Consider the following 26,563-nt stretch of genomic DNA (forward strand, 5'->3'; position numbering starts at 1 on the left):
GAACGGCGAGATCAGAGTGCGAACTCGATCTCGCCGCGGGCGATGTCGGCCCCGACGACCCGCAGCGACACCACCGAGCCCGGCGCCGCCCCGGGAGGGACCGGCGCCGTGGCGGTGACCACCGGGTCGGTGAGCTGGACCTCGGCTCGGTCCCTGCGGATCTCGATGATCGTCGCCGGCACCGAGGAGCCGATCAGGGGAGTGAGCAGAGCCGCCTCGACCCGGTTCACCGTCTCGGACTCCAGTCGTGAGGCGCGCTGGCCACTCGCCTGCATGATCGCCGGAAGCGACGACAGGCTCTCCCGGACCCAATCCGGGACCTCCTCGCCCCGGGCCGCGGCGAGGCAGATCGTCAGCGCCCAGCGGTCGACCAGGCGACGCAGCGGCGCGGTGGCATGCGCGTACGGGGCGCCGATCGCGGCCTGGCCGGCGTCCTGCGGCACCGTGCCGTCGAAGGTCACGTAGCCGGCGCCCCGGAAGAGGGTGGTCGCGGCTTCGAGGATCGGAAGGGTGAGCGGATCCGCGCGGTCGAGACCTCTCAGGTAGTCGCCGTATCGTCCTGTCGTCCACGGTCGTCCGAGGGCGCGGGTGCGGCGGCGGAACTCCTCGAACGCCGCGTCGTCCGGCTGCGCCATGGTGCGAAGCACGCCGATCCGGGCCTCCAGCATGATCTCGGCGGCGGCCATGCCCGTCATCAGCGAGAGCTGCGCGTTCCACTCCTCGACCGGGAGCGGGTGGCGCCGTTCGATCGCGTACGTGCCGTCCTCGCGGCGCACGACCTCCTCGTCCGGGAGGTTCAGGCTGGCGCCGCCGCGGGCGCTCTCCTGGGCGAACCGCAGGGCGCCGACCTCGGGCAGCAGGGACGCGGGGGACTCTTCGCCGGCGTCCAGGGCCCGCTGGGTGCCGACGTAGTCGAGCTGGGCGCGGGATCGGATCAGCGCGCGTTCCAGGCGGCGATCGGTCACGGCTCCCTCGGCGTCGAGCACGAACGTCCACACGAGCGCGGGGCGGTCCACGTCCGGCAGGAGGGACGCGCGATCCTCGCTGAGCGCTCGAGGATGCAGCGGGATGGATCCGTCGGCGGCGTAGAGGGTCTGACCACGTTCGCGGGCCGCCGCATCCACGGCTCCGCCCGGGCGGACGAACGCGGGGACGTCGGCGATCGCATAGCGAACGGTGAAGCCGGATCCTGCCCGTTCCAGATGGAAGGCCTGATCGAGGTCTCGGGAGCCGGCCGGGTCCAGCGTGGCGAAGGGGATGTCGCGCAGGTCGAGGTCGGGGGCCGTCGCGGTCGCCTCGGCGGCTTCCGCCTCCGCCTCGGCCGAGAAGGAGGCCGGCGCGTCCAGGCTCGTCCGGAGGTCGGCGAGGGCGGCGGCGAGCTCGCTCTGCTCGGCGGACGGGGCGACGTGCGATCGGCGCTGCGGCATGACGCCAGCCTACGGCGACGGCCTTCGGCGCGGATCCGGCCCCGGTGTCCGTCCGCGTGGGTAGCGTGGTCGCATGACCTCTTCGACCGATCGTGCCGTCCGTCTTGCCGCCCTCTATGACGCTCCGGAGATCCTGCGGGTGGTGAACGTCTGGGATGTGGTCTCGGCGTCTGCCGTGGCCGCCCTCCCGGAGACGACCGCCCTGGCCACCGCGGGGCACTCGATCGCGTCGAGCTTCGGCTATGACGACGGTGCGATCCCGCGGGACCTGATGATCGACATGGTGGGGCGCATCGCCGCGTCCACGGATCTGCCGGTGACCGCGGACCTCGACGACGCCTACGGCGCGCCGGGGGAGACGACGCGTCTCGCGATCGGCGCGGGCGTGGTCGGCGCGAACGTGGAGGACCGTCTGAAGCCGCTGGCGGAGTCCGTCGCCGCGGTCGAGGCGATCATCGCCGCGGCCGAGTCCGAGGGCGTGCCGTTCGTGCTCAACGCGCGGACGGACGCGTTCGTCCGCGCCGGCGGCCGTCCGGTGGAAGAGAGCGTCGCCGACGCGATCGCCCGGGGGCGGGCGTACCTGGAAGCCGGAGCGCACTGCGTCTTCGTCCCGGGGATCCTCGACGCCGACGTCACCCGGCAGCTCGTCGAGGGGATCGGCGTGCGCAAGGTCAGCGTGATCGGGCTGCCCGGAGCGCTCACCGCGCCCGAGTACGAGGAGCTCGGCGTCGCCCGCATCTCCTACGGACCGCTGCCGCAGCGCGTGGCGCTCACCGCCCTCCAGGACGCCGCGTCGGGGATCTACGCGGGGGCAGGCATCCCGGAGGGCACCCGTCCCCTGAACTGAACGCCGTCACCAGATCGCTCGCAGCACCTGTTCGGTGTCCTCCCGTCCCAAGCCGTCGGCTTTGGCGGCCGCGACCAGCCGACGTGCCGCGTCGGCGACAGTTTGCGAGACAGCGGTAGCCGAATGACTGACCCGGGTCCCCGCGCCGGTGCGGGACACCACGAAGCCGTCGGCCTCCAGTTGCTTGTATGCCTTGGCGATGGTCCCCGGCGCCACGCCCAGGTCCGTTGCGAGCTGACGCACGGACGGCAGACGTTCCCCCGCGCCGAGACCGCCGGTCGTGATGAGGCCCCGAAGCTGACTGTGCACCTGCTCCGCGGGCGTCCCGCCCGTCGGGGAGATGGAGATCCTCATTCCGCCGGATCCCGCGTCCGGAGGCCGCGTCCGGGGATGGCGGTGAAGGCGACGACCGCCCAGAGCGCCAACCCGCCGATGAGCGCGATCAGGCTCGCGACGGAGAGAGCCGGCCCCATCGCCGCGAAGGAGGGCACGATCCACGGTCCGGACTCGAAGCGTCCGGAGATGCTGGCCGTTCCGGCGAGGGAACGCGTGATGAACGACAGATGGATGAGCAGGGCTCCGGTGGTCGCGCGGCCGATGTTCGCGGCGCGGGTACGGCGGACGGCTGTATCCAGCGCGATGTCCTCCCCCCAAGGGAAGCGGGTCAGCGCGTGCCAGGCGATGGCGGTGACGACCAGGAGCAGACCGGTGACGATGAGTGCGGGGACTGAGAAGTACCAGCCGTAGATCGTCGTCCTCGCCTCGCCGCCTGGCCCGATCGGGAGAGCGAACTCCACACTCCTTCCTTCGGCGTCGGGGCGGGACACCGAACCCGCGGCCAGCGAGAGAATGAGGACGAGGGCGCCGATCCCGGTGATGGCGAGGGGCCAGCCTCGGGAGAGGAACACGCTGACCGTACGCCGGGCGACTGTCGCGGCTCTCGCGCGTGGGCGGCGTTCGGCGGGGATCGACAGGCCCATGACGCCGAGTGTTCCCATGACCAGGGGGGCGATGGCCCGGACCCGCTCCGCCTCGGGGGAGCTAAGAGCGAGGGCGCCGGCGACCCCGAGGACGGCGATCCCCACCTGCGCGAGGAAGAGCGCGGTCCCCGTCGTCGCCGTCGCAGCGGTGAGGCGGGGCCCAAGAGCGGGGACCGAGCGGAGCGCGACGAACCGGGCGAGGGCGGCGATCGTGAGCGCCGTCACCGGAGGGCCGAGCGTCCACGCCAGCGTGAGTGCGGTGATCATCGGTGTTCCCCCTTTGACCGGTCGGCAGGTGTGCCGAATGTACCATTTGCCTGACACAAAAGGGAGGAGGGGGATCGATGCAGAGCCCGGCAGCCCGCGGCCGCACAAGCGGTACCCCGGGCATCACTAGACTGATCGCGTGGTCACACGTCTGTCGAATTTCTTCCTCCGTACGCTCCGCGAAGACCCCGCCGGCGCCGAGGTCGCCAGCCACAAGCTGCTGATCCGCGCCGGGTACATCCGACCGCAGGCGGCCGGCATCTTCGCGTGGCTGCCACTGGGGCTGCGGGTCAAGGCGAGGATCGAGACGGTCATCCGCGAGGAGATGGCCGCGGCCGGGGCGCAGGAGGTGCACTTCCCGGCGCTCATGCCCCGCGAGGCGTACGAGGCGACCGGCCGCTGGGACGAGTACGGCGAGCTGCTGTTCCGTCTCCAGGACCGCAAGGGCGGCGACTACCTGCTCGCGCCCACGCACGAGGAGGCCTTCACGCAGCTCGTGAAGGACCTGTACTCGTCCTACAAGGACCTGCCCCTGACGATCTACCAGATCCAGGACAAGTACCGCGACGAGGCGCGTCCCCGGGCGGGCCTGCTCCGAGGACGCGAGTTCACCATGAAGGACGCGTACTCGTTCGACGCGTCCGACGAGGGGCTCGACGCCAGCTACCAGGCTCAACGCGACGCGTACGAGCGCATCTTCCAGCGCCTGGGCCTGGAGTACGTGATCGTGCAGGCCGACGCCGGCGCCATGGGCGGCTCTCGCAGCGAGGAGTTCCTGCACCCGACGCCCGTCGGTGAGGACACGTTCGTGCGCTCGGCCGGAGGCTACGCGGCCAACGTCGAGGCGTACACGACGACGGCGCCCGAGGCGCTCGGGTGGGAGGACGCCCCCGAGGCCACCGTCTTCGACTCGCCGGACACCCCGACGATCGAGTCGCTCGTCGCGCACAGCAACCGTGTCCTGGACGGGGAGGTCACCGCCGCGGACACCCTCAAGAACGTCGTCCTGGCGCTCACGCACCTCGACGGATCGCGCGAGCTCGTCGTCGTCGGCGTCCCGGGCGATCGGGACGTGGATGAGAAGCGCGCCGAGGTGGCTTTCGCGCCGGCCGAGGTCGAGCCCGCGACCGACGCCGATTTCGCCAAGCACCCGCTTCTCGTGAAGGGCTACATCGGTCCCTGGTCGCCCACGGGTGCCGTGCTCGGCGAGGAGTCGGCGACCGGCATCCGCTATCTGCTCGACCCGAGGGTCGCCGACGGGACCCGCTGGATCACCGGGGCGAACATCCACGAGAAGCACGCGCACAGCGTCGTCGCCGGCCGCGATTTCTCCGCTGACGGCTACGTGGAGATCGCGAACGTCCGTGAGGGCGACCCGGCTCCCGACGGCTCGGGCCCGGTGACGCTCGCGCGCGGCATGGAGATCGGCCACGTCTTCCAGCTCGGGCGGAAGTACGCCGAGGCCCTCGGGCTGAAGGTGCTGGACGAGAACGGCAAGCTCGTCACGGTCACCATGGGCTCCTACGGCATCGGCGTGACCCGGATCCTCGCGATCATCGCCGAGCTGAACAACGACGACAAGGGGCTCATCTGGCCCTCCTCGGTCGCCCCGTTCGACGTGCACGTCGTGGCGACGGGCAAGGACGAGGCGGCGTTCGCCCTCGCCGAGAGCCTGTCCGCGCAGCTCGAGTCCGACGGGTTCGAGGTGCTCTACGACGACCGCCCGAAGGTGTCGCCGGGCGTCAAGTTCGGCGATGCCGAACTGGTGGGCGTGCCGCGCATCCTCATCGTCGGCCGCGGCGCGGCCGACGGCCAGGTCGAGCTCTGGGACCGCCGGACCGGCGAGCGCGAGGCGCTGCCGGCCGACGAGGCCGTCCGACGCCTCGCCGCGTCACGCTGACACCCCGAATCAGGCGAACGCCCGGGAACAGGCAGGGATCGGCGCGATCCGCCTGATCCCGGGCGTTCGCCTGTTCTCGCGTGCCGGAACTCCGGGGCGTGGACCTCGGCGACGCGGTGCGCTGAAGGGGCGGCGGGCTGTGCCAGGCTGAAAGCATGACCGACGTGATCCTTCCCGAGACGCTGCAGACCGACATCGACGCGCTCATGGACGAGGCCGGTGTGCACGGGGAGCGCACACTGGTCTCGCGGATGCTGCAGACCGCCCTGCGGCTCGGTCAGGAGGAGACCGACCGGCTCGACCTGAAGATCGCGTCGGCGGCGCTCGCCGAGATGCGTGACGCCTTCCGGCTCTTCCGTCCCTTCCACGGCGTGCCGAAGGTGACCGTGTTCGGATCCGCCCGCACCCGGCAGGACGACCCGCTCTACCGTCAGGCCAGGGACGTCGCCGCGGCGCTCGCCGCAGAGGGGTGGATGGTGGTCACCGGCGCCGGCCCGGGCATCATGCAGGCGGCCGCGGAGGGCGCCGGGCCCGAGAAGTCCCTCGGCGTGTCGATCCGGCTCCCGTTCGAGGAGAAGGCGAACGGGATCGTCGCGCAGGAGTCGCAGGTGGTGGCGATGAAGTACTTCTTCACCCGCAAGCTGATGCTCATGAAGGAGTCCCGCGGGTTCGTGTGTCTGCCCGGCGGGTTCGGGACGCTGGACGAGATGTTCGAGCTGCTCACCCTGCAGCAGACCGGCAAGGCGGAGCCCATGCCGATCGCTCTGCTGGATGCGCGCGGGGGCGGCTTCTGGTCCGGTCTCCGGAGATTCGTGGACGAGCAGCTGGTCCCTGCGGGCGTCATCTCCCCGGATGACCTGGACCGGGTTCTCATCACCGACTCCGTCGACGCCGCCGCCGCGGAGATCACGGGCTTCTGGCGCAACTACGACTCGCTGCGCTGGGTCGGGGATCGTCTGGTCCTGCGCATCCGCCAGGAGCCCACCGACGAGCAGCTCGCCGCGCTCAACGAGCGTTTCGGCGGGATGTGCGCCTCCGGCGCGATCGAGCGATCCGGCCCGTTGGGCCCGGAGCGCACGGACGAGGACCAGCTCGAGCTCCCTCGACTGGTGCTGCGGCTGCGCCAGCGTGCGGTGGGCGACCTGTACCAGCTGATCCGCGCGATCGACGACCTGGTGCCCTGATCCCGGGCGTCGGCGGTCGGCGTGGTCGCTTCGGTCCGCGTCACGTCGTGTCCCGATCGCCGAGGTGCCATAATCGTCGGACGCCCCGGAAACGTGGGTCGTATTGCACACCAGGAGGTGCCGTGCGCGGGACCACCATCTTTCGGAGTCTCGTCCTCGTGATCGGCGTGACGCTGGCGGTGGCCGGCTGCACGGGAACTGTTGCGTCGCGGGAGTCGCCGACGGCGCAGGACACGGCCGCACCGACGGCTCCGGTCTCCGCGCCGCCTCGACCGATGCCCGAACTGCCGCGGCTCCACGTCGGGTCGGCCTCGTGGACGACCGCGGGGCTCGGCGAGGTGTGGCGGGTCGTTCTGGCCGGAGACGCGATCGCCTATGGCCGGGACAACGGCAGGACCGTCGTGGTCACGGATCTCGCGAGCGGTGGGGAGCGCTGGCGGATCGAAGAGAAGACGCCTCTGAACGCAGACGGCGCGTCCGTGATCGACGGCCCCCTCGCGGCCAGCGCCGACGGAGAGGTCCTCCTCGCCGAGTACTTCCTCACCCGATGCCCGACCTCGTTGTGCGCGCCGGGAGAGGTGTCGGTGAGCGATGAGCGCGGGCTGGTCGCGCTGTCCGCCGACGACGGGTCGGTGCTCTGGACGACGCCGTTGCGTCCGTCCGTCGCCGTCGACGACCCCGCCGCCGGCTACTACTCGAGCCTGTGGCTCGAGCGGATCGCCGTCGACGATGCCACCGTGGTCGTGACTCTCACCAACAAGAACGGCGCGCCGCCGCCGGCCGGTCGTGCGACGACCGAGTCCCAGGGCCTCGACCTGGCCACCGGTGAGGTGCGTTGGACGGTTCCCGGTCTCGCCCTCCCGGAGCTTCCCGGCGCTGCCGCCTGGGTGGAGCACGTCGACCCGGATGAGCAGATGGTCCCGGGCAGCGCTGTCGGTGTGTCCCGGATCGATGCGCGCACCGGCACGTCGCTGTGGCGGGCCGAGGATCTCGCCGTGGCCGAGTCCGCGCTCGGCGGCGCCTATCTGGCGGGCGCCGCGGGCGGGAAGATCGTCACGACCCTCGGAGACGAGCTCGAGCCGCCGGAGGGATTCGGCAGCTGCGGCGGAGGTGCACTGCTGGTGTGCCAGGGCTTCCGATCGGGGAACGAACGGGAGACGCGGCTTCTCACGGTCGACGCTGACGGCGACGTGACCGACTCCGGATGGTTCCCGGATATCGGCGGCGTCCCCGAGAGCACTCCGGCCGGATACGTCTGGCTGGAGGGCGACGATGACGCGTCAGTCGCGGTCGACGTCCACGGCAACGTGCTGAGCACGCCCGTCGCCGGCCACGTGGTCTCGATGAGCGCGCGCCACCTGCTGGTGCGCACGGGTCGCGACGCGGACCTGGTGCAGCAGTACGCGGTGCATCCGCTGGACTGACGGACGCTCAGGGCAGGTCACCACCCGCCGCGGGTCGGCGTGTGCCCCTCTCGCGCGTCCTCGGGCATCGTCATCTCCGCGCGCACGCCGATCAGACGCACCGGCCGGTTCTCCTCCATCCGTGCCACCAGCGCCAGGATCGCGGCGCGGACGTCGTCCGGCGCGGATGTCTCCGGGATCCGCTTCGTGAACGTCTTGGTCACGAACGGCGCGTACCGGACCTTGAGTGCGACGCCGACGACAGGACGCCCCTCCTCGGTGACGTCGGCGAGGACCTGATCGATCAGCGTTCCGGTCGCTTCCGCGATGTCGCCCGGGTCCAGGAGATCCTTCGGGAACGTGGTCTCCCGGCTGTGCCCGCGCGCGACCCACGGGGTGTCGTCGACCACGGAGGCCCCCTCCCCGCGACCGAGTTCCTGGTACCACGGGCCCATCCGAGGCCCGAACTCGTCGATCAGAGCCGTCTCGTCGGCGGAAGCGAGCTCGGCCACGGTACGGACGCCGAGGCCGAGAAGGCGCTTCGAGATCTTGGGGCCGACGCCCCAGAGATCCCGGGTGGGGCGCTCACCCATGATGTCGAACCAGTTCTCCGCGGTGAGCCGGAACACCCCGCGGGGCTTGCCGAAGCCGGTCGCGATCTTCGCTCGGACGAGCGTGTCGCCGATGCCGACGCTGCAGTGCAGCGAGGTGCGCTCGAGTACCGCGCGCTGCACCTGCCGCGCGGACTCCTCGGGGTCAGCGGTGCGGATCCCGACGAAGGCCTCGTCCCAGCCGAGGACCTGGACCACGGCGCCCGGATGCGCGCGCAGCACCGCCATGACCTCGTCGGAGGCGGCCAGGTAGGCGGGCGCGTCCACGGGAAGGATCACGGCGTCCGGCACCTTCCGGGCCGCGATCCGCAGGGGCATGCCCGACCCGACGCCGAACTCCCGCGCCTCGTACGACGCGGTGGACACGACGGCGCGTTCCCCCGGATCCCCGCGACCGCCGACGATCACCGGGAGGCCGGCCAGCTCTGGGCGCCGCAGCACCTCGACGGCGGCGATGAACTGGTCGAGATCGACGTGCAGCACCCAGGGGATCGGTGTCCCGGTCATGAGCCCAGTCTGCCCGGCGATGCCCGAGGACGGCACCCCCGGATCAGCGTCGCGTGCGCGCCGGGGCGGAGATGGGACCGGTCACGGTCTCCTCGTCCTCCCACACGCTGATCCCGTGCACGTCCGGCAGCCGGTCCCGGGTGAAGACGGGATCGCGTCCCTCCCGTCGCTGGGCGGTGTAGTCCTTCAGCAGCCGGAACGCGATGCCCGAAAGCAGCAGGATGGCGATGAGGTTGACCAGCGCCATGAGGCCCATCGCCCCGTCGGCGAAGTTCCAGATGACGTCGGCCGACACGAGGGCGCCGAGGAACACGGCGGCGACGGCGACCACGCGATACGCGGTGAGCGTCCCGCGTCGGGTGGTGATGAACTCGATGTTCGACTCGCCGTAGTAGTAGTTGCCGATGATCGTGCTGAAGGCCAGCAGGAAGATGATGACGCTCAGGACGATGTTCGACCACTCGCCGAGGGTTCCGACGAGGGCCCCCTGCGTCAGCCCGATGCCCCGTTCGGCCTGGGCGAGGTCCGGGACGGAGACGAGGATGATGAACGCCGTGATGGAGCACACGAGGAACGTGTCGAAGTAGACGCCGAGCGTCTGCACGAGCCCCTGCTTCACCGGATGGGTGACCGCGGCGGTCGCGCCGGCGTTCGGAGCGGATCCGAGTCCCGCCTCGTTCGAGAACATTCCCCGCTTCACGCCCTGCAGCACGACGTATCCGAACGCGGCGCCGACCACCTCGTTGGGACCGAACGCCTGCCCGAAGATCGCGCCGATGACCTCCGGGATGCGGTCGGCGTGCATGACGACCACGACGAGGCCCAGCAGGAGATAGGCGATCGCCATGAGCGGGACGAGCGTCTGGGTGACCGAGGCGATCCGGCGGACCCCGCCGAACACGACCAGCGCGGTGAGGCCGGCCAGCACGATGCCGCTCACCAGCGGCAGCCAGCCGTCCGATCCGGCGGGCAGCGACGCGGCCAGCGTGGCCTGCACCGTGTTCGCCTGCAGGGAGCTGAACGCGATGGGGAAGCAGACGATGAGCACGACCGCGAACAGCACGCCCATCCAGCGGGCGCGGAGACCGTGGCTCATGTAGTACGCGGGGCCGCCGCGGAACCCGTCGCGATCGCGCACCTTGTACAGCTGGGCGAGGGAGGACTCGATGAAGCTGGACGCGCCGCCGATGAACGCCATCAGCCACATCCAGAACACCGCGCCCGGGCCGCCGATCGCGATCGCCGTCCCCACGCCGGCGATGTTGCCGACGCCCACCCGCGAGGCCGCGGAGATCGTGAAGGCCTGGAACGCGGAGACCGACTGCGGACGCCCGTCCGCCGTCTGCGGCGTCCGGTTGGTGAGGGTCCGGAACATCTCCGGGATGAGCCGGAACTGCACGACGCCGCTGCGGACGGTGAAGTACAGACCCAGGGCCACCACGATCGGCAGCACGACCCAGGTCCAGTACCGATCGCCCCACGTCAGCAGCCACTCGTTGATCGCATCCATGCCGCCCAGTATCCACGAGAGGGCAGCCGGACCCCGGGGATCGAGGCCGGCCGGTCCGGTATCGTTGTACGGATGCCGTGCGCGGGGCGCGCGGCTGAGAGCTGAATAGGGAGGCCCGCCATGGACATCGATCTCGGACTGCTGCGCACGATCGAGCGCGAGAAGGAGATCCCCTTCGACGAGCTGATCGCCATCATCGAGCAGGCGATCCTGACGGCCTACGCCAAGAACGACTCCTCGGACGGCGAACTGCCCGCCGGCACCCGCGTCGAGCTGGACCGGAAGACCGGCCACGTGGCCGTCCTGGTCCCGATGCACGATGACGAGGGCGCCGTGATCGGCGAGGAGGACGCGACCCCGGCCGACTTCGGACGCATCGCCGCCTTCGCCGCGAAGCAGGTGATCAGCCAGCGCCTGCGCGACATCGCCGACGACGCCGTCCTCGGCGAGTTCCGCGGCAAGGAGGGCGACATCGTCGCGGGCGTCATCCAGCAGGGGCCCAACCCGCGCATGATCCACGTGGACCTGGGTTCGGTCGAGGCGATCCTGCCCCCCGAGGAGCAGGTCCCGGGCGAGGAGTACCGTCACGGATCGCGGCTGCGCGTGTACGTCACGTCCGTCGCCAAGGGGGCGAAGGGCCCGTCCATCACGGTGTCCCGCACGCACCCGGGTCTCGTGCGGAAGCTCTTCGCGCTGGAGGTCCCGGAGATCGCCGCGGGGCTCGTGGAGATCGTCGCCCTCGCCCGCGAGGCGGGTCACCGCACCAAGATCGCGGTGAAGGCGAACGACCCCGCGATCAACGCCAAGGGCGCCTGCATCGGCGAGCTCGGGCGTCGCGTGCGCGCCGTCACCGAGGAGCTGGCGGGGGAGAAGGTCGACATCGTCGACCACAACGCGGACCTTGCGACGTTCGTCGCGAACGCCCTGTCGCCCGCGAAGGTCACCAGCGCCTTCGTCCTGGACCCCGCCACCAAGGCCGTGCGCGCACTGGTGCCGGACTACCAGCTCTCGCTCGCCATCGGCAAGGAAGGGCAGAACGCCCGGCTGGCCGCCAAGCTCACGGGCGCGAAGATCGACATCCAGCCCGACAGCATCCTCGACGAGGGGTGACCGCGGCGGATCCGCGAGGCGACGAGGTGTAGGATGGATCCCGTACGAACGTGCGTCGGTTGTCGCACTCGTGCGTCTCGGGCCGCCCTGCTCAGGGTGGTCGTCCGGGACGGTGCGCTCGTCTTCGACGCTCGCGCCGTGCTTCCGGGCCGAGGCGCCTGGGTGCATCCGACTCCCGAATGCGTCGAAGCCGCCCAGCGGCGCCGCGCATTCGCCCGTGCGCTCCGTGTGTCGCCCGCCCTGGACTTCCCGGAAGCCCAGGAACCGCCCTGGGCGGAGAACACGCAGACCAACGAGAAACGGCTGAACGGCTATGGAAACAAAGTGAACGGCTCGAAATGAGACCCGTCCGCGACTAGTGGTCTGCCCTGCCTGGGCGGACCGACCCAGACAGGAGAATTGTGGCTGCCAAACCACGTGTGCACGAGATCGCCGCTGAACTCGGCGTCGACAGCAAGTTCGCACTCGCCAAGCTCAAGGAGCTCGGCGAGTTCGTGAAGTCCCCGTCCTCGACCATCGAGCCCCCCGTCGCGCGCAAGCTGCGGGCCGCCATCGAGTCGGACAAGCCGGCAGGGGCCGCCGCGCCCGCGAACGCCAAGCCGGCCGCGGCGCCGAAGCCCGGCGCGCCCAAGCCCGGCCCCCAGGGCCAGGCTCCGGTCCCCGGTCCCAAGCCGGGCCCGGCCAAGGCCGAGGCCCCGGCTCCCTCCGCCCCCGCACCGACCGCCCCCGCGGCGGAGGCTCCGGCGGACAAGCAGGCAACCGGGCCGAAGCCCGGTCCGGCCGCGGCTCCGAAGCCCGGTGGCCAGGCTCCCAAGCCGGGAGCGCCGCGTCCGGGCAACAACCCGTTCGCGTCGCAGCAGGGCATGGGCCAGCGCCCGGCCGGCCCGCGTCCGGGCAACAACCCGTTCGCCTCCCAGCAGGGCATGGGCCAGCGCCCGACGCCCGGCAACATCCCGCGGCCGCAGGCGCCGCGTCCCGGTTCGCCCCGCATCGGCGGCCCCCGCCCCGGTCCCGGCGGTCGTCCGGGGCGTCCCGGCGGTCAGGGCGGTCGTCCCGGCGCGCCGTTCCAGCAGCGCCCCGGCGGTCCCGGTCGTCCCGGCGGCGCCGGAGCCGGCGCGGGTGCCGGCGGCGGCTTCCAGCGTCCCGGCGGCGGGTTCGCCGGTCGCCCGGGCGGCGGTGGAGGCCGCGGACGCGGTCCCGGCGGCGGTACCGCCGGCGCGTTCGGCAAGGGCGGCGGCAAGAGCAAGCAGCGCAAGTCGCGGCGGGCGAAGCGGCAAGAGTTCGAGATGCGGTCGGCGCCGGTCGTCGGCGGCGTCAATGTCTCCAAGGGCAACGGCGAGACGATCCGACTGCGTCGCGGCGCGTCCATCGCGGACTTCGCGGACAAGCTCGAGGCGCTGAACGGGTACACCGTGCAGCCGGGGACGCTCGTCACGATCCTCTTCAACCTCGGTGAGATGGCCACGGCGACGGAGTCGCTGGACGAGGCCACCTTCGAGGTCCTCGGCGCCGAGCTCGGCTACAAGATCCAGATGGTCTCGCCCGAGGACGAGGACAAGGAGCTCCTCGAGGGCTTCGGTCTGGACCTCGAGGCGGAGCTGGAGGCGGAGAGCGAGGACGACCTCGAGATCCGTCCTCCCGTGGTCACCGTCATGGGCCACGTCGACCACGGTAAGACGCGACTGCTCGACGCGATCCGGCAGACCAACGTCATCGAGGGCGAGGCCGGCGGCATCACGCAGCACATCGGTGCGTACCAGGTGTGGACGGAGCACGAGGGCAACGAGCGTGCGATCACCTTCATCGACACCCCGGGTCACGAGGCGTTCACCGCCATGCGTGCCCGCGGCGCGCAGGTGACCGACCTCGCGATCCTCGTGGTGGCCGCCGACGACGGCATCATGCCGCAGACGGTGGAGGCGCTGAACCACGCCCAGGCGGCGGACGTGCCGATCGTGGTCGCGGTCAACAAGGTCGACAAGCCCGAGGCGAATCCGGCCAAGGTGCGCCAGCAGCTCACCGAGTACGGCCTGGTCGCCGAGGAGTACGGCGGCGACGTCATGTTCGTCGACGTGTCCGCGCGTGCGGGCACCGGCATCCAGGAGCTCCTGGACGCCGTGCTGCTCACGGCCGACGCGGGGCTGGACCTCACGGCCAACCCGAACAAGGCGGCGCGCGGTGTCGCGATCGAGGCGAAGCTCGACAAGGGGCGCGGCTCGGTGGCCACGGTGCTCATCCAGTCCGGAACGCTGCGCGTCGGCGATGCGATCGTCGCGGGCACGGCCTACGGCCGCGTACGGGCGATGCTGGACGAGAACGGGGAGACGGTCGAGGAGGCCGCCCCGTCCCGTCCGGTCCAGGTGCAGGGCCTGAACTCGGTGCCTCGTGCCGGGGACATCTTCATCGTCACCGAAGAGGACCGCATGGCCCGGCAGATCGCGGAGAAGCGGGAGGCCGTCGAGCGCAACGCCCTGCTGGCCAAGGCCCGCAAGCGCATCTCGCTCGAGGACTTCACCCGTGCTCTCGAGGAGGGCAAGGTCGAGACGCTCAACCTCATCATCAAGGGTGACGTGTCCGGTGCCGTCGAGGCGCTGGAGGAGTCGCTCCTCAAGATCGAGGTCGACGATTCGGTCCAGCTGCGGATCATCCACCGCGGCGTCGGCGCGATCACGGAGTCCGATGTGAACCTGGCGACGATTGACAACGCGATCATCGTGGGCTTCAACGTCCGCCCCGACACCAAAGCGCGTGAGGCCTCGGCCCGCGAGGGCGTGGACATCCGCTTCTACTCGGTGATCTACAACGCCATCGACGAGATCGAGAACTCGCTGAAGGGCATGCTCAAGCCGGAGTTCGAAGAGGTCCAGTCGGGCGTCGCCGAGATCCGCGAGGTGTTCCGTTCCTCCAAGTTCGGGAACATCGCCGGTGTCATCGTCCGTTCGGGCACGATCACGCGCAACGCCAAGGCGCGCGTCATCCGCGACGGTGTCGTCATCGCCGATGGCCTCGCCATCGAGTCGCTGCGCCGCTTCAAGGACGACGTCACCGAGGTCCGCACGGACTTCGAGGCGGGTATCGGCCTCGGCAAGTACAACGACATCCAGGTCGGCGACGAGATCGAGACCACTGAGATGGTGGAGAAGCCGCGAGGCTGATCCGACAGCAGGTCGTTGGGCGAGCGAAACGAGACGAAACGCTTTCAGGTCATCTGAGGGCGTTTCGTCTCGTCCCTTCGCTCTTCGCTCAACGACCGCGGTGGCACAGGGCAGGAGAGAACGATGGCCGGAGAACGACAGGCACGACTCGCGGATCGGATCCGCGTGATCCTCGCCGAGCGGTTGGAGAAGGGGCTGCGCGACCCGCGTCTGGGATTCGTCACGATCACGGACGTCCGGGTCTCGGGCGATCTTCAGCACGCCTCGGTGTTCTACACCGTCCTCGGCAGCGAGGAGGAGCGGATCGCCAGCGGTGCGGCCCTCGCCTCGGCGACGGGGCTGCTGCGCAAGGAGGTCGGCCGCCAGCTCAACATCCGTCTGGTGCCGACGCTGGAGTTCATCCCCGATGCTCTGCCGGAGTCCGCGGATCACATCTCGGATCTGCTCCGTCAGGCCCGTGAGCGTGATGCCGAGGTGGCGGAGCTCGCGTCCTCGGCGCGGCATGCGGGGGACGCCGATCCGTATCGCGTGGACGACGACCTCGACGACGTCTGAGTCGATCACGATGCCGCCCGCCCTTCGGGGCGGGCGGCATCGTCGTTCCTGGCCCTACGCTGGCATGCTGTTCCCGTGCAGAGCGGAACTCTGCGGTCATGCGCCCCTTTTTCCACAGACAGTCGCGTCGTTGTCTGGCATGCATTGTTAGGATGGATCCGCGAACGACGGGGTGAGCGGGGTGCGGATGGGGACGGGTCTTGCGGGTTCTCCGCGCGCGGCGCGGGAGGCGGCGACAGGGGCAACCGGCCTGCCGTGTCCCGCCGACGTCGAGCGGATCCTGGCCGTTCTGCACGCGCGCGGGGTGCACGCGGTGCCCAGGGTGGTGGCGCGGCTTCGCGCGCAGCTGCAGGACGATGACCGAGCACTCGTGGAGGTCGCCGGTCGGCTCACCCATGCGGAGGCGACCGGTCGGCGACCGTTGCCGCACCCGCTTCCCCTGACGCCCGCGCTCGCGGAGCGTGTCGCGGGGGCGACCTGGACGCCCGAGGAGCGGAGGGTGCTTCTCTTGGCCGCGCTCAGTGCGGACGACCGCCTGTCGATGCTGCTGCGAGCCGGACGATGCCGCGCGGACCGGGTGATCGGGAGCCGCCTGAGCAGAGACCTCTCCATCTCTGCGGGGCGTTTCGTCTTCGCTGACGAGCGCCTGAGGGCCTGGGTGCTCGGCTCGGCGGACCTCGCCGAGCGCCTCGCGGCCCATGACCGGTGGGCGGCCGCGTACGCCGCCGTCGGCGAGCACGGTCGCGCGCAGTGGCACCGGGCGTGCGCGAACGCGACCGGAGACCCGCGCCTCGTCCCCGACCTGCTGACGCTCGCCGCGGACGCTCTCGCCGACGGGGATGCCGAGTGGGCGTTCCTCGTCGCCAGGGAGGCCGCGGGGCACGCGGCACCCGCCGATGTCGCTTCCTGCCGGCTGCTCGCGGGGAGAGCCGCACTGGCCGCGGGGTGGGCCGAGGAAGCGTCCCGGTGGCTCTCACCGCTCCTCGAAGACCCCGCGATCGCCCTGGACGCTCTGCCTGAGCATCTCGCCGCGACGGCCTTCCTGCACGGAGCAGTGCCGGAGATCGAGCTGACGGACTATCGTCCCGCGGAAGACGGTGCCGAGCAGTGGCGCGCGTGGAGCCGGGCCGCGGCGGTGGGCGCCGCGCTCAGCGCGGAGCGTGGCGAACGAGCGCGGTCTCGACGGTTGCTCGCGCTCACCAGGGACCCGATGGCGCTGGCGATCGCCGGCGGGACGATCAGGGACGCGGCCGCGGCGTGGTGCGCCCTCTACGAACGCGAGCGGGACGAGGAGGCGCCGTCGGCGGACACGCTTCGCGCCGCCCTGTACCGGGCTCTCGCCGGCGATGCCGAAGGGGGACTGTTCCTGCTCGCACCGGGGAATCCGCGGCCGCGCGCAGACGCGCTCTGGGGCGGCCTCGAGCGGAGCCCCGTCGCGGAGGCCTATCGGATCGTCGCCGTGGCGCTGCTGCGCTTCTGGCGCGGGGAGGTGCGGGCGGCCGCGGAGCTGCTGCGCGCGTCCTGTGGGGTCCTCCCGGTCGAGATCCCCTTCGCCGGCCTCGGCGTGACGGTGCTGCGACGGCTCGAGCTCGCCGTCGACGGGCGGACGGGGCCGCTCTCGCAAGCGCTTGCAGCCGGCCTCGCCCCGGGAACCGGCACGGACGGTCTGGTCGAGCGCGGCGTCGCCGCCTATCTCGCCGGTCGCAGCGACGAGGCGGCCACTCACCTCCGGCTCTGGTCGGAGCGCGGGGCACCCTCTCCGTGTCTCGGGGTCCCCGGGCTGGACGAGGTCGGGCCCCTCCCTGTCGACGCTACGGTCGAGCCTCCGGACGCGGCGCATGCCCGGCACCTGCGCGCGGTCGTCCGCACGCTCGGCGACGGCGGGTCGGCCGTCGACTACGCGGGCGCCGCCGATGCCGGTCGTCGTGTCCGATCACCGTTCGAGCGCGGACGGATCGAGGCTCTGCTCGGATCCGCGAACGCCGCGCGTGGCGAGAGCGCAGTCGGACTGCGGCACCTTCGCGCCGCCCGAAGTCTGTTCGCCGAGGCCGGCGCCGACGCCTGGGCCGCGTCGGTCACAGCGCGGCTCGCGCGCCTGGGTGCGGAGGAATCCGCTTCGCTGCACCTCGCCGAGGACTCCGGCATCGATCTCACGCCGGTGGATCCGCTCGGGACCTGCCGCACCGTCTGGGAACCTCTGCTGACCGAGCGCGAGCTGGAGGTGGCGATGCGTGTGGCCGAGGGGTCGACGAACCGCGAGATCGCCGCGTCGCTGGGCCTGTCCGTGCGCACCGTGGAGGTCCACGTCGGGCGGCTGTTCGCCAAGTTCGGCGTGCGCTCCCGCTCCGAGCTCACCGCGTTGGCACACCGGACGAATCAGCACGGCTGAGCGCCGCGCGCGACTCAGTGTGGAAGTCTCAGCTCCGCGTCATCGGCTTCGACGAGCCCGTCGGCGATCAGGGAGTCGATGGCCCGGTCTCGCTGTGCGGGGTCCGGCCAGTCGGCGAGCACCGCGTCGGCGGGGAGACGGTGCTCCGGAGCGTGGCGCAGCGCCTTCAGAACGCCGCCGCGAGCCTGGCGGTCCGAGCCCTCGTAGCGCGCCTGCCGGCGTCGTCGGTCCTCGCCCTGGGGATACCCGGCCGCTCGCCAGGCGCACTCATCGGCCAGGGGGCAGGAGCCGCAGTCGGTCGAGCGGGCCCCGCAGATCGTCGCTCCGAGCTCCATCATCGCCGCGTTCACGACGGCCGCGGCTTCGCGGTCGTCCGGGAGCATGCGCCGCATGTCCTCCAGATCCCCTCGCGAGGGCGGGCCGGGCTGAGCGCGTCCGTGCCGCACGCGGGCGAGGACGCGCCGGGTGTTCGTGTCCACGACCGGGTGGCGGTCGCCGTACGCGAAGACCGCGACCGCCCGCGCCGTGTAGTCGCCGATCCCCGGCAGCGCGAGAAGGGCCTCCACCTCTCGCGGGGCCGTCCCCCCGTGCTCGGCCGCGACGACGCCGGCCGCGCGATGCAGCCAGAGCGCCCGCCGGGGGTATCCGAGGTTCGCCCACTGATGCACGACCTCCGCCGGGGTGGCCGTCGCGAGGGCGTCCGGGGTGGGCCAGCGGTCGAGCCAGGCCGCGAGATGGGGGATGACCCGCGTCACGGGCGTCTGCTGGAGCATGAACTCACTGACCAGGACGCCCCACGCGCCGTAGCGCTCCAGGAACTCTGCCCGCCGCCAGGGCAGATCCCTGGCGTGGCGGCGGTACCAGTCGCCGAGGAGGGAGGCGGTCCGCTCCGCCTCGGCAGGGGCGGTGGGGCCGGCGGAGGACATCCCTCCACGATAACCGGGCCGCGGACGTCGCCCCGGCGGGAGGGGAGCGCGCGCGCGGATAGGGTGGAGAGGTGACCGCCCCCGGAATCCTCCTCGTCGACAAGCCCGGTGGGCTGACCAGCCACGATGTCGTGGCGCGGGCACGCCGGGGACTGGGCACGCGGAAGATCGGCCATGCCGGGACCCTCGATCCCATGGCCACCGGGCTCCTGGTCCTCGGCGTGGAGGCGGCGACGCGCCTGCTCACGTTCATCGTGGGAGCCGACAAGACCTACACCGCTACGATCCGCCTCGGCGCGCACTCGACGACCGACGACGCCGAGGGCGAGATCACGGATCCGGCCACGCCTGCCGCCCTCGCTGCCGTCGACGACGCGCGGATCGCCGCCGGTGTGCAGGCGCTCACCGGGCCCCTACAGCAAGTGCCGAGCGCGGTGTCGGCGATCAAGGTCGACGGGCGTCGGGCGTATGACCGGGTCCGTGCGGGGGAGGAGGTCGAGCTCGCCGCCCGCGACGTGACCGTCTCCCGATTCGACGTGCAGGACATCCGACGGGGCGAGGACGGGATCGACCTCGATGTGATCGTGGACTGCTCCTCCGGGACCTACATCCGCGCCCTCGCCCGCGATCTGGGCACAGGGCTGGGCGTCGGCGGGTATCTGACCGGGCTGCGCCGCACGCGGGTGGGGCCGTTCGACGTCGCCGAGGCGGGCGGGATCGACGAACTGGCCGTGCACCCCCGGCTGTCCGCGGCCGTCGCGGCGGCTCGTGTCCTCCCACGGCTCGACGTCTCCGCGGACGAGGCGCGCGATCTGCGTCACGGAAAACGCCTGGTCGGGCAGCGGGAGAGGATCCCCGGCACGCGCGCCGCGGCCATCGACCCGGCGGGATCGCTCGTCGGGATCGTGGAGCCGCGCGGCGCGGACCTGAAGAGCACGATGAACATGCCCGAGCCGGATGCTCCCGCCACGGCGGAGGGGGAGCACGCATGATCATCGGGTTCACCATCGCTCAGCTCGTGGTGGCGATCGGCGGCGGTCTGCTGTGCGTCGGCCTGGGGCTCGCGGGGCGTCGTCCCAGCGACCTGTCCGTGGGCGCGCTGGCGCTGCTGGAGCTGCTGCTGGTCGCGCAGGTGGTCGTGGCGATCGTCGCGCCGTTCGTGGGCAACCCGACGCTGGGCAACGCGCTGGAGTACTGGGTGTATCTCGTCTCCGCAGTCCTGCTGCCGATCGGCGGCGTCCTCTGGGCCCTCCTCGAACGCAGCCGCTGGAGCACCGTGATCATGGGGGTGGTCGCCCTGTCCCTTGCCGTCATGATCTGGCGCATGCAGGTGATCTGGACCACGCCGTTCCCCGGCGTCTGACGCCGCGGGCGCCCTTGTCGGAGGCGCGGAGGCGCGGATCGCCGATCCTTCCGCACCGTAGGATGGAAGGCGATATGAGCACCGTCTCGACCCGCCCCGACACGCCCCCGACCCGCCGCATGCGCGGCGTCGGACGCGTCCTCGTCATCGTCTACGCCGTGATGGCCCTGGCCTCGACCGGCCGGTCCTTCGTGCAGATCGTGCAGCGGTTCGACGAGGCCCCGCTCGCCTATGCGCTGTCCGCCGCCGCCGCGGTGGTCTACATCGTCGCGACGCTCGCGCTGATCCTCGCCGGGCGCCCGGGCTGGTACACGGTGGCGTGGGTGGCGATCGTGTTCGAGATGACCGGCGTCCTCGTCGTCGGCGCGCTGAGCCTCCTCGTGCCGGAGATCTTCCAGCACCAGACGGTCTGGTCGCAGTTCGGGCTCGGCTACCTCCTCGTGCCGTTGTTCCTCCCGATCCTCGGGATGTGGTGGTTGCGCACGCACCGCCCGTCCGCACACGCGGGGGAGGAGCGGGCGTGATCGTCTTCCGCGACCCGTCCGAGATCCCGGCGGATTTCGGCCGCACGGTCGTCGCGATCGGGAAGTTCGACGGCGTCCACGCCGGCCATCGCGCCGTCATCGAACGCGCCCGCGCGGACGCACAGGCGTTGGGGGCGCGGACCGTCGCCGTCACGTTCGACCGCAACCCGCTCAGCATCCTTCGTCCGGATCGCTGCCCCGACAGCCTCGTGACCGTGGAGCGCAAGCTCGAGCTCCTGGCCGAGTGCGGGCTGGACGCGACCCTCGTCCTCACGTTCGACGAGCAGCTCGCGGCGAGGGAGGCCACCGACTTCGTGCAGTCGATCCTCGTCGACGCGCTGCATGCCGCCGTCATCCTCGTGGGTCGCGACTTCCGGTTCGGCCACCGCGGGGCCGGGACGCCGGAGCTGCTGCGAGAGCTGGGCGCGGAGTCCGGCTTCATCGTGGACCTCGTCGAGGACGTGTTCCTGGAAGGCGCCGACCGACGGGTGTCGTCCACCTGGATCCGCGAGCTGCTCGCCGCCGGCGACGTGTCCTTGGCGGCCGCGGTCCTCGGCCGTCCGGTCACGGTCCGCGGCGAGGTGGTGCACGGGCTCAAGCGGGGGCGGGAGCTCGGGTTCCCGACCGCCAACCTCGAGCCCGCCCTCGACGCGCTGGCCCCCGCCGACGGCGTGTACGCCGGATGGCTGGAGGACCGCACCACAGGGGTGCGCCACCCCGCGGCGATCTCCGTCGGCACCAATCCGACGTTCGATGACGTGCCGCAGCGACAGGTCGAGGCGCACGTGCTCGACCAGGACGATCTGGACCTCTACGGACACGACGCGGTGGTCGAGTTCACCCAGCGGCTGCGGGGGATGACCGCCTTCACCGGCATCGAGCAGCTCAAGGAGAGCATCGCCGCGGACGTCGTGCAGGCACGACGACTTCTTCTGGGTGACGCGGGGCGGTGATGCGCTGCGGCGTCGGGGCGTTCCGATGTCGTAGACTTGACCGCGGAGCCTCCGCGGTCCCTGCGCCATGTTTTCCGGTGCATCGATCGGGAGCGTCGGTCCGACGCGGTTCGCGTGTGCGGATCCGTGCGCGGGAGGACTCCGCCGCCCGCACTGTCCTGGCGTGAGCCGCATGCGGGGCATCCGTACGTTCGCCATCCGGCGAAGATGGCATCCACGCTCAGGAGGAGCATGCCGACCACGGCGACCGCCACTCGGCGGAAGAAGACGTCGCGTCGAGACGACGACGCACCCCTCATCCCGATCCTCGCGCGCAAGGTGCGGGAGATCGAGGCCAAGGCCCAGCGGGGCAAGCTCGGTCCGACCAACCGGGTGAAGTTCCAGGTCATCGCCTTCCTCGTGCGAGAGGAGCGCGCCCGGGTGAAGGCGCAGGAGGAGATCGCGGACGCCGCGCGCGCCGAGCTCCTCAAGCGTCTGGACGGCGTCGCGACGATTCTCGCGAAGACGGCGGCGCGCGACACGTCCCTCATCCAGCTGCTGGAGGCCGACCAGGCGACGAGCCCCGTCGCCAAGCGGATGCGGCGCGACTGGCTGCTCGAGTCGGGGGCGGAGCTGCCCCCGGAGGAGCTCATCATCACCGACGTGGCGCCGGTCCAGGCCCCGGTCGTGCCCGCGGCCCTGGCTGAGCGTCAGGTGACGCCGCCGTCGGTGGAGTCCCGCCTGATGGCCAACCCCTTCCTCGCCCCGGACCTGACGCCGCGACCGACGACGACGCCGCGGCGTCGTCTCGACGGCTGGGAGCTGATGGGGCCGCTGTACAAGGCGTTCGAGACCGGTGCCGGAGGGCAGGCGGCGACCATGGAGCTGCCCCCGGTTCCGGAGTACGACCACATCTCTCCCAAGGGGCTCGAGGTCATGGTCCACCAGGCGCGGTTCCTGGAGGCCGTCCGGGCCGGGCACCGCTCCTTCCTCCTCGCCGACGAGCCCGGCCTCGGCAAGACGGCGCAGTCGGTGCTCGCCGCGTCCGTCGCGAACGCCTACCCGCTGCTCGTGGTCGTCCCGAACGTCGTCAAGATGAACTGGGCGCGCGAGGTCGAGCGCTGGACGCCCCGGCGCCGTGCGACCGTCATCCAGGGGGACGGGCAGGACATCGACGCGTTCGCCGACGTCTTCATCGTCAACTACGAGATCCTGGACCGCCACCTGTCGTGGCTCGGAGCGATCGGGCTGCGCGGCATGGTGGTGGACGAGGCGCACTTCATCAAGAACCTCTCGTCCCAGCGATCCCAGAACGTCCTGGCGCTCGCCTCGCGGGTGCGGGAGACGACGCCCGGCGGTGCGCCCCTGCTCATGGCGCTCACGGGGACGCCGCTCATCAACGACGTCGAGGACTTCGACGCGATCTGGCGCTTCCTCGGCTGGACCACGGGCGACAAGCCCGCGCCGCTGCTCATGGAGAAGCTCGACGAGACCGGGCTCACCCCCGCGGACAAGGCCTTCTACCCGGAAGCGCGCGACGCGGTGATCTCGATGGGGATCGTGCGGCGCAAGAAGATCGACGTCGCGGCGGACCTGCCCGACAAGCTCATCGCGGACCTTCCCGTCCAGCTCGACGACGAGTACGGCCGCAGCATCCGCGAGGCGGAGCGCGAGCTGGGCGAGCGGCTCGCGGCGCGCTACCGCCGCATCCTTGAGGCGCGCGGCGAGCGGGGCATGGGCAGCACCCTCGAAGCGGGGGAGATCGACGACGACATCGTGCGCCTCGTCGCTCAGAACGAGCTCGAGGAATCGAAGGCCGCGGGCACCGGCGGGGACAACGTCTTCACGATGGTGCGCCGGATCGGCCAGGCGAAGGCGCTGCTGGCCGCCGACTACGCGGCCCAGCTGCAGCGGTCCGTCGGCAAGGTCGTGTTCTTCGCGAAGCACATCGACGTCATGGATCAGGCCGAGGCGCACTTCGCCGCCGCAGGCATCCGGGCCGTCTCGATCCGCGGCGACCAGTCGACGCCCGCCCGCCAGCAGGCGATCGACGACTTCAACGCGGATCCGGAGGTCGGGATCGCGGTGTGCTCGCTGACCGCCGCGGGCGTCGGCGTCAACCTCCAGGCCGCGTCCAACGTGGTGCTCGCGGAGCTGAGCTGGACGGCCGCGGAGCAGACGCAGGCGATCGACCGTGTGCACCGCATTGGTCAGGACGAGCCGGTCACCGCATGGCGCATTCTCGCGGCGCACACGATCGACACGAAGATCGCGGAGCTCATCGATCAGAAGCAGGGCCTGGCGGCCCGCGCGCTCGACGGCGAGGCCGTGGACGAGGCGGCGAGCGAGTCCGTGCAGCTCGCAGCCCTCATGCATCTCGTCCGGGAGGCGCTCGGCGGCGAGTGACGGCATCCGGCATCGGAAGGCCTCGGCACCTCGTGCCGGGGCCTTCCGGTCGTTTCGGCTCAAGAAGTCACATTCCTTCCTGTCATTTCGGCCCCCGAGCGGGCAACCACGGCAAGAACGGGAGAATCGCGGAGAAGCGGCGTCAAGAAGTTCGGTTTTCGGCGCCGTCGAATGGCGCCGGGTGCCCTGCGACGCTAGGGTCGGGAGAGGCAACGGCGCCGATCCCCCCCACCCGAACACCCGAAGGCGGCAGCATGAAGATCGGCATCCTCACCAGCGGCGGCGACTGTCCCGGCCTGAACGCGGTCATCCGCGGCATCGTGCTCAAGGGGACGACCACCTACGACCTGGAGTTCGTCGGCATCCGTGACGGATGGCGCGGAGTGGTCGACGGCGATGTCTTCCCGCTGACCCGGCACGAGGTGAAGGGGCTCTCCAAGGTGGGCGGCACGATCCTCGGCACGAGCCGCACGAACCCGTACGACGGTGAGCGCGGCGGTCCGGAGAACATCTCGCGCACGCTCGCGAAGCACGGCATCGACGGCATCGTCGCAATCGGCGGCGAGGGCACGCTCGCCGCGGCGAACCGCCTCTCCGGCGACGGCATCCAGGTGCTCGGCGTGCCGAAGACGATCGACAACGACCTGCGCGCGACGGACTACTCCTTCGGTTTCGACACCGCCGTGAACATCGCCACGGATGCCATGGATCGCCTCCGCACCACCGGTGACTCCCACCAGCGGTGCATGGTCGCGGAGGTGATGGGCCGTCACGTCGGCTGGATCGCTCTGCACGCGGGCATGGCCGCGGGGGCGCACGTGATCTGCATCCCCGAGGTGCCGATGTCCATGGAGGAGATCTGCGCCCTCGTCACCAGCGCGCAGGACCGCGGCCGAGCTCCGCTCGTCGTCGTATCCGAGGGCTTCACGCTGAAGGGAATGGAGCACGCCTACAGCGACAAGGGACTGGACGCGTTCAACCGTCCGCGTCTGGGCGGGATCAGCGAGATCCTCGCGCCGGAGATCGAGCGGATCACCGGGATCGAGACACGTTCCACGGTGCTTGGGCACATCCAGCGCGGGGGATCGCCCTCGGCCTTCGACCGCGTCCTGGCGACCCGGCTGGGCCTGCACGCCGCCGACGCCATCGTCGATGAGGCGTGGGGCCAGATGGTGGCGCTGCGCGGGACGGACATCGTCCGCGTGCCGTTCGCCGAGGCCCTCGGCGAGCTCAACACCGTGCCCCTGAGCCGCTACGAGGAGGCCGCCGCCCTCTTCGGCTGACCCGTGCTGGGCCGCCGTCTCCGGGCCCCGATTCAGGCAAACGCGCGGGACCAAGCGTCGACGGCGTTCACCTGCCTGTTCTCGCGCGTCTGCCTGTTCTGGCGTGGGGCGCTGGCCACGGCGTGGGGTCAGGCGATCGCGTGAGATCAGGCGGTCGCGTGGTTTCAGGCGGTGTTCTCGCGCGTCTGCCTGTTCTGGCGCGTCTGCCTGTTGTCGCGGGCTCAGGCGCGGTGAAGGCCCTGCGCGATCGCGGTGAGCACCGTCGCCTGCACCTCGTGTCCGCGGTGCTGCACCTGGTGGGGATCGAAGCGCAGCACGGTGTAGCCCCTGAGCGCCAGTCGTGCGTCGGCGCGGATGTCTCGACGGCGTTCTCGCGCCGTGCTGTGGTGGGCGAAGCCATCGACCTGGATGCCCAGTCGCTCGCCGATCAGCCCGTCCAGCGGGTGACCATCGATCCAGACCTGTTGCCGGACGGCTACTCCGACCTCGCGCATCAGGGCGACGAACGAGGACTCGGGGCCGGAATCGGACCGCGAGCCGACGAGCCCTGCGAGATCCGCGGCAGCACGTGTTCGCCACCTGACCCGCTCCAGGACGTCGACGTCGACTCGGTCGCGCCGGATCGCGGACTCCCAGATCGCCAGGGCATCCTCGCGGGGAAGACACGACGCCACGTGGAAGAGGACGTTCAGGATCGGCTCTTCATGGGCGCGCGGAGGCACCGGGACAGGCCCTTGCGCGCAATGCACGCGCAGTCCGGACGGATCGAACCGGGAGGCGGTGCGCGGAAGCGCGATGTGCACGTCGTACGACGCCACATCCCACAGTCCGAGGAGCGAGGCGGCGGTGACGCATGTGACGCGTCCGCCGGCGGCCGCCGCGACGAGCCGACGGCCATCGCAGTCCGGGGTCACCAGCCAGGAGCGGCGGACGCGGCGCAACTCCTCCCGTGCCACCGCCTCCCGCACCCGGTGGTCGGTGAACCCGGCGGCGCGCAGCGTCGACGAGTGAACGGCGCCGCCGCGTCGGCGGACCCAGTCGGAGGCGGATGAGGTCGGCATCCGTCGATCGTCCCGAGCGCGCGTCGTCCTCGGGCCGGCGCGACATGATCTGTGGAGGAACGGCGGCAACCCGCGGTCGTGCAGGGCGAAGGAGGGGACGCCGGATCAGGCGATCGCGCGGGTTCAGGCGGGGCGCGCCCACGGATGCCTGAACCCGCGCGATCGCCTGAATTGGCGTGCGAGGGCTGGGGTGCACCTCACGCCGCTCGGCGCACCGCGGGGC

The 26,563-nt window shown here is 71.4% G+C and carries 22 protein-coding genes; 15 read left to right on the forward strand and 7 right to left on the reverse strand.

Annotation, left to right across the window (positions count from 1 at the left end):
• Window positions 1-11: 11 nt before the first annotated feature.
• Window positions 12-1,427, reverse strand: coding sequence for an RNB domain-containing ribonuclease (locus V6R91_RS26345; protein ID WP_336397658.1), 1,416 nt, complete (start codon window positions 1,425-1,427; stop codon window positions 12-14).
• A 73-nt stretch (window positions 1,428-1,500) separates the two neighbouring features.
• On the opposite strand from V6R91_RS26345, the gene V6R91_RS26350 reads away from it, so the two are divergent.
• Window positions 1,501-2,274, forward strand: coding sequence for an isocitrate lyase/PEP mutase family protein (locus V6R91_RS26350; protein WP_336397659.1), 774 nt, complete (start codon window positions 1,501-1,503; stop codon window positions 2,272-2,274).
• Between the two features lie 6 nt (window positions 2,275-2,280).
• Here V6R91_RS26350 and V6R91_RS26355 read toward each other — a convergent pair whose 3' ends face one another.
• Together V6R91_RS26355 and V6R91_RS26360 are read right to left on the reverse strand one after the other, a co-directional pair.
• A complete protein-coding gene (locus V6R91_RS26355; protein WP_271062396.1) occupies window positions 2,281-2,628 on the reverse strand; it encodes a GntR family transcriptional regulator in 348 nt (115 codons plus the stop codon).
• The gene (locus V6R91_RS26360) at window positions 2,625-3,521 is read right to left on the reverse strand and encodes a hypothetical protein (RefSeq protein WP_336397660.1); all 897 of its coding nucleotides are present in this window, start codon (window positions 3,519-3,521) and stop codon (window positions 2,625-2,627) included. The genes V6R91_RS26355 and V6R91_RS26360 overlap by 4 nt, the downstream gene beginning before the upstream one ends.
• Window positions 3,522-3,660: 139 nt before the next feature.
• Here V6R91_RS26360 and V6R91_RS26365 point away from each other — a divergent pair, with 139 nt between their 5' ends.
• The 3 genes from V6R91_RS26365 (at window position 3,661) to V6R91_RS26375 (ending at window position 8,029) form a co-directional block, all read left to right on the forward strand.
• The gene (locus V6R91_RS26365; protein WP_336397661.1) at window positions 3,661-5,421 is read left to right on the forward strand and encodes a proline--tRNA ligase; all 1,761 of its coding nucleotides are present in this window, start codon (window positions 3,661-3,663) and stop codon (window positions 5,419-5,421) included.
• A gap of 155 nt (window positions 5,422-5,576) precedes the next feature.
• The gene (locus tag V6R91_RS26370; RefSeq protein ID WP_271062394.1) at window positions 5,577-6,605 is read left to right on the forward strand and encodes a TIGR00730 family Rossman fold protein; all 1,029 of its coding nucleotides are present in this window, start codon (window positions 5,577-5,579) and stop codon (window positions 6,603-6,605) included.
• Between the two features lie 275 nt (window positions 6,606-6,880).
• Window positions 6,881-8,029: an outer membrane protein assembly factor BamB family protein gene (locus V6R91_RS26375; RefSeq protein WP_336397662.1), complete on the forward strand. Its 1,149-nt coding sequence runs from the start codon at window positions 6,881-6,883 to the stop codon at window positions 8,027-8,029.
• A gap of 17 nt (window positions 8,030-8,046) precedes the next feature.
• On the opposite strand, the gene V6R91_RS26380 is transcribed toward V6R91_RS26375, so the two are convergent.
• Together V6R91_RS26380 and V6R91_RS26385 are read right to left on the reverse strand one after the other, a co-directional pair.
• Window positions 8,047-9,126 carry a DNA polymerase IV gene (locus V6R91_RS26380; protein ID WP_336397663.1) on the reverse strand — a complete coding sequence of 360 codons (1,080 nt, stop codon included), beginning with the start codon at window positions 9,124-9,126 and terminating at the stop codon, window positions 8,047-8,049.
• Between the two features lie 43 nt (window positions 9,127-9,169).
• Window positions 9,170-10,636 carry an alanine/glycine:cation symporter family protein gene (locus tag V6R91_RS26385; protein ID WP_336397664.1) on the reverse strand — a complete coding sequence of 489 codons (1,467 nt, stop codon included), beginning with the start codon at window positions 10,634-10,636 and terminating at the stop codon, window positions 9,170-9,172.
• Between the two features lie 120 nt (window positions 10,637-10,756).
• Here V6R91_RS26385 and nusA point away from each other — a divergent pair, with 120 nt between their 5' ends.
• The 5 genes from nusA (at window position 10,757) to V6R91_RS26410 (ending at window position 17,845) form a co-directional block, all read left to right on the forward strand.
• On the forward strand, window positions 10,757-11,746 hold the full coding sequence (gene nusA, locus V6R91_RS26390; protein WP_336397665.1) for a transcription termination factor NusA: 990 nt from the start codon (window positions 10,757-10,759) through the stop codon (window positions 11,744-11,746).
• A 33-nt stretch (window positions 11,747-11,779) separates the two neighbouring features.
• Window positions 11,780-12,088 carry a YlxR family protein gene (locus V6R91_RS26395; RefSeq protein ID WP_271062390.1) on the forward strand — a complete coding sequence of 103 codons (309 nt, stop codon included), beginning with the start codon at window positions 11,780-11,782 and terminating at the stop codon, window positions 12,086-12,088.
• A 59-nt stretch (window positions 12,089-12,147) separates the two neighbouring features.
• A complete protein-coding gene (gene infB / locus V6R91_RS26400; RefSeq protein WP_336397666.1) occupies window positions 12,148-14,901 on the forward strand; it encodes a translation initiation factor IF-2 in 2,754 nt (917 codons plus the stop codon).
• 123 nt (window positions 14,902-15,024) lie between these two features.
• Window positions 15,025-15,456 carry a 30S ribosome-binding factor RbfA gene (rbfA, locus tag V6R91_RS26405; protein ID WP_336397667.1) on the forward strand — a complete coding sequence of 144 codons (432 nt, stop codon included), beginning with the start codon at window positions 15,025-15,027 and terminating at the stop codon, window positions 15,454-15,456.
• Between the two features lie 187 nt (window positions 15,457-15,643).
• Window positions 15,644-17,845 (forward strand): helix-turn-helix transcriptional regulator, encoded by a 2,202-nt coding sequence (locus tag V6R91_RS26410; protein ID WP_336397668.1) that lies wholly within the window; start codon window positions 15,644-15,646, stop codon window positions 17,843-17,845.
• A gap of 14 nt (window positions 17,846-17,859) precedes the next feature.
• On the opposite strand, the gene V6R91_RS26415 is transcribed toward V6R91_RS26410, so the two are convergent.
• Window positions 17,860-18,771, reverse strand: a complete 912-nt coding sequence (locus V6R91_RS26415) for an A/G-specific adenine glycosylase (RefSeq protein WP_336397669.1) — start codon at window positions 18,769-18,771, stop codon at window positions 17,860-17,862.
• A 71-nt stretch (window positions 18,772-18,842) separates the two neighbouring features.
• On the opposite strand from V6R91_RS26415, the gene truB reads away from it, so the two are divergent.
• The 6 genes from truB (at window position 18,843) to V6R91_RS26445 (ending at window position 25,279) form a co-directional block, all read left to right on the forward strand.
• Window positions 18,843-19,763, forward strand: coding sequence for a tRNA pseudouridine(55) synthase TruB (truB, locus tag V6R91_RS26420; RefSeq protein ID WP_336397670.1), 921 nt, complete (start codon window positions 18,843-18,845; stop codon window positions 19,761-19,763).
• Window positions 19,760-20,134, forward strand: coding sequence for a hypothetical protein (locus V6R91_RS26425; protein WP_336397671.1), 375 nt, complete (start codon window positions 19,760-19,762; stop codon window positions 20,132-20,134). Before truB ends, V6R91_RS26425 begins: the two co-directional genes overlap by 4 nt.
• A 119-nt stretch (window positions 20,135-20,253) precedes the next feature.
• Window positions 20,254-20,658, forward strand: coding sequence for a hypothetical protein (locus V6R91_RS26430; protein ID WP_174522544.1), 405 nt, complete (start codon window positions 20,254-20,256; stop codon window positions 20,656-20,658).
• Entirely contained in the window at window positions 20,655-21,611 is a 957-nt protein-coding gene (locus V6R91_RS26435) for a bifunctional riboflavin kinase/FAD synthetase (RefSeq protein WP_336397672.1), read from the forward strand. The genes V6R91_RS26430 and V6R91_RS26435 overlap by 4 nt, the downstream gene beginning before the upstream one ends.
• A 231-nt stretch (window positions 21,612-21,842) precedes the next feature.
• Window positions 21,843-23,996 (forward strand): DEAD/DEAH box helicase, encoded by a 2,154-nt coding sequence (locus tag V6R91_RS26440; protein WP_336397673.1) that lies wholly within the window; start codon window positions 21,843-21,845, stop codon window positions 23,994-23,996.
• A gap of 254 nt (window positions 23,997-24,250) precedes the next feature.
• Window positions 24,251-25,279 carry a 6-phosphofructokinase gene (locus V6R91_RS26445; RefSeq protein WP_067247646.1) on the forward strand — a complete coding sequence of 343 codons (1,029 nt, stop codon included), beginning with the start codon at window positions 24,251-24,253 and terminating at the stop codon, window positions 25,277-25,279.
• Window positions 25,280-25,500: 221 nt separating this feature from the next.
• Here V6R91_RS26445 and V6R91_RS26450 read toward each other — a convergent pair whose 3' ends face one another.
• Window positions 25,501-26,340: a DUF559 domain-containing protein gene (locus V6R91_RS26450; RefSeq protein WP_336397674.1), complete on the reverse strand. Its 840-nt coding sequence runs from the start codon at window positions 26,338-26,340 to the stop codon at window positions 25,501-25,503.
• Window positions 26,341-26,563: the final 223 nt, after the last annotated feature.

It is taken from the genome of Microbacterium sp. CCNWLW41, from assembly GCF_037083505.1.